This is a genomic window from Butyrivibrio sp. (assembly GCF_024699075.1).
The window spans coordinates 1-3,694 of the sequence record NZ_JAILQF010000348.1; the positions used below are offsets into that span (position 1 = coordinate 1).

Annotated in this window: 4 protein-coding genes and 1 pseudogene; all 5 read right to left on the reverse strand. The window is 39.3% G+C overall.

Annotated elements, in window-relative coordinates:
* Nucleotides 1-195: 195 nt before the first annotated feature.
* A complete protein-coding gene (locus tag K6G87_RS14080) occupies nt 196-936 on the reverse strand; it encodes an amino acid ABC transporter ATP-binding protein (RefSeq protein ID WP_296838592.1) in 741 nt (246 codons plus the stop codon).
* Nucleotide 937: 1 nt separating this feature from the next.
* Nucleotides 938-1,612, reverse strand: a complete 675-nt coding sequence (locus tag K6G87_RS14085) for an amino acid ABC transporter permease (protein ID WP_296838595.1) — start codon at nt 1,610-1,612, stop codon at nt 938-940.
* Nucleotides 1,593-2,252: an amino acid ABC transporter permease gene (locus tag K6G87_RS14090; RefSeq protein WP_296838598.1), complete on the reverse strand. Its 660-nt coding sequence runs from the start codon at nt 2,250-2,252 to the stop codon at nt 1,593-1,595. The genes K6G87_RS14085 and K6G87_RS14090 overlap by 20 nt, the downstream gene beginning before the upstream one ends.
* 2 nt (nt 2,253-2,254) lie before the next feature.
* The gene (locus tag K6G87_RS14095) at nt 2,255-3,163 is read right to left on the reverse strand and encodes a transporter substrate-binding domain-containing protein (RefSeq protein WP_296838600.1); all 909 of its coding nucleotides are present in this window, start codon (nt 3,161-3,163) and stop codon (nt 2,255-2,257) included.
* Nucleotides 3,164-3,537: 374 nt separating this feature from the next.
* A pseudogene (locus tag K6G87_RS14100) lies at nt 3,538-3,694 on the reverse strand (hypothetical protein); the annotation flags it as partial.

Here is a 3,694-nt window from a genome sequence, read left to right on the forward strand (position 1 = left end):
GCTAAGTTGCAATCAGAACTGTATAAGTTACACCTCAACTTAAAATACTATCTCTAATGCCCCAATAATTGAGCGTTACATAAACTTTTAATAACACAAAAAGCTGCTCTTAAATCTAACTGATCTAAGAACAGCTTGTACTTTACTTTGAAAATTGCGGCGGTGCATTCTCGTGTGAGACTTCACGCCATAACATTATTCATAGGAAAAGGTTTTTAAAAATCTTTTTGCCCTGTCTGTTTCCGGTTTTTCAAAAAAGGCCTTCACGTCTTTGGACTCTTCTACTATATCGCCCTGATCAAAGAATACGATCCTGTCAGCAACTGCTTTGGCAAAAGCCATCTCGTGTGTCACTATGATCATTGTTGATCCGGACTTTGCAAGTTCAAGCATAGTCTGCAGAACTTCATGTACCATTTCAGGATCAAGAGCAGCTGTAACCTCATCAAAAAGCAGCACTTCCGGATGCATTATAAGAGCCCTGACTATAGCTACTCTCTGCTTTTGTCCACCTGACAGCTGCCTTGGATAAGAGTCTTTTTTGTCAGCAAGTCCTACTTTATCAAGAAGCTCTATAGCCTCTCTGACCGCATCATCTCTGTTTCTTTTCTGCACTTTGATCGGCGAAAGGATTATGTTTTCAAGAACTGTCTTATGCGGAAAAAGCTCATAAGACTGAAAAACCATTCCTATCTTTTGTCTTAATTTATAAATACTGCTCTTTTGGGGCTCAACCGGAAGTCCGTCTATCGCAACAACTCCACCGTCTATGTTTTCAAGTCCGTTAAGACATCTAAGAAAGGTACTTTTACCGCATCCAGACGGTCCGATTATCACAACTACCTCTCCCTTTTTCACAGAGAGATTTATATCCTTAAGGACAACATTTTTGCCATATTCCTTATGAAGATGTTTTACTTTTACAAGATCACTCAATTTACGCCCACCTTTTTTCTAACACGGATGCCAGTCTGCTTATCGGCCAGCACACTATAAAATACAAAAGAAATACAACTGCAAATACTCCAAATGCCGCATTGGGTGAAGTTCTTCTGTTAGCCTCGATTATCTGCTGAGCAACTTTCAAAACCTCAACTATTCCTATCATCATCACAAGAGAAGTTGTCTTGATCATCCTTGTAACGAGATTTATGGAAAGCGGCAAAAGACGTCTTAGTGTCTGCGGGAAAATAATATAAAAGTATACCTGATACTTATTCATTCCCAGCGCATATGCCGATTCATACTGTACCTTGGGTATACTTTTTATTGAGCCTCTTACAAGGTCTCCCATTTCCGCCGTTCCCCAGAAAACAAAGACTATCACGGCAGAAACTTCTGCAGTAATACTAAGACCAAAGACCCTGGTGCTTCCAAAATAAACTATAAACAAAAGAACCATCTGAGGCATTATCCTGACTGTCTCAAGATATATTCTTAGTAAGATCTTGGGTACTAACCTTCTGGAGGTCATGAAGACTCCGACAATGAGTCCCAGCACAATGCTTATAGCTACTGATATCAGGCTTATTTCTACTGACACCCACAAGCCTTCAAGAAGCCTTATCATATTTGTTCCTTTGAAAAGAACATCAATCCCCAAATTCTGCATACCGAATCCTCCTCTCTATCAAAGAACCCAGCACTGAGACAGGGATCAGCATGAACAGGTAATAGACAACCAAAAGGAACAGACACTCAATTGTTTTTGCATACATACCTATAAGATCCTTTGCCGTAAACATAAGGTCCATGAGACTTATTGTTGAAAAAACTGAAGTCTCTTTTAACAAAAAAATGACATTGGCAATTATTCCCGGAACACTTACAGAAAAAGCCTGTGGCAAAATGACATGGAAGAACACCTGAATCCTTGTCATTCCAAGTGAAAGAGCACTCTCACTTTGTATTGAAGGCACCGATTCGAGTCCACTTCGCAGAGTCTCTATCATATAAGCTCCACCTATAAGCCCCAGTCCAAGTATTCCGCAATTTTCGGCAGTTATCCTGATTCCTATCTTGGGAAGTGCAAAGTAAATAAAAAACAGCTGTACCAGAAGAGGAGTATTCCTGAATACCTCTATGTATACAGCTATTACTTTTTTAAGTACAGGAATCCTGAAATATTGAATAGCAGCTCCCAGCAGCCCTATTGCAAAGGCTGCCAGGATTCCAAGCCATCCGATCTTAACGGTTAGGAGTAATGCCTCGTTATATAAAGGCAGATAGGTTTTAATAACCTCTACATCCATTATTACTGTACCTTTCCACCCTCAACTACAAGAGTGTTCTCATAATCTGCTCCATAAGTATCAAGAAGAGTTGCTTCATAGTCCTTGTGGAAGAAGTTATCTTGTCCAAGAGTCTCGATCTCTTCATTTATCCAGGTAAGAAGCGTATCATTACCCTTGGTAACAGCAGGTGCTATTGTATCTGCATCTCCAAGAGAAGGAATTCCAACTGTGAAGCCCTCATTTTCAATAGCGAATGCAATAACTTCTGTATTATCATTAGCCCATGCAACGGCATTACCGTTTTCAAAAGCAGTCTTGGCTTCAGCATATGCATCATATTTCTGAAGCTTGATATCAGGATAGTTCTTCTCAAGGTAAGTCTCAGCTGTTGTACCGGAAATAACAATGATCTGATCATCTGCACCTATATCATCAAGGCTTGTAACAACATTATCAGAAGGTGATACTACGCCAAGAGCTACGTTCATGTACGGAAGAGCAAAATCAACTTCCTGAGCTCGCTCCTGTGTAACAGTGAAGTTAGCAAGTATGATATCTACTTTACCAGTCTGAAGATATTCAATTCTGTTAGCAGCCTCTGTAGATACATAATTAACTTCTACACCAAGATCCTCTGCGATCTTTTGGGCAAAATAAACATCGTATCCAGCATATTCACCGTTCTCATCAACATATCCAAAAGGACTCTTATCAGAAAAAACGCCAATGTTGATGGTTCCACTTTCTTTAATCTCATCAAGAGTTCTGTATACTCTTGATGAATCTGCTGTATCGGCCTTGGAAGTTCCCTGATCTGCAGAGTTTGCATCTGCCTTGTTAGTAGTTGATCCGCATCCTGTTAATGCTGAAACTAAAAGAGCTGTAGTCAATGTAAGTGTTCCGATTTTTGTAAATAGATTCTTTCTCATATTTTTCTCCTCTATAATCATGTATTTGTATTCGCCGAGTACTGTCTATGGTAAAAGAAAAGCCCAGAGGCATTTTATGCTCCCGGGCAAATGGCTTACATCATAAAGTGATAATCTGATGTTAACAAAGGCACGAAGACGCACCCACCATTTTGCATGCCTGGGAGTTTTGCATTCGACAACAACACATATTAACTTTTCTGCTTATTAAGTTACTCATATTTACGCCTCCTTGATTTGATGATGTTATATTATCATTCAAATCCTACTATGTCAATAGGGTTTGTAGTATTTGTTTTTTGGATTTTAATAAGCGCAAAAAAAGAACTGCTCTTAGACTTATCATCTAAAAGCAGCTCTTATATTTTTTAAAATTAGTAAAGCTTTGCGCCTGCAGGGATGTGGTTATCAACCATAAGAAGGTGAAGCTCTTCGTCTTCTGAATCCTTCTTGTTATTTACTGCAGAAAGAAGCATACCGCATGATTCAATTCCCATCATGGCTCTTGGTGGAAGATTTGTAATAGCTACA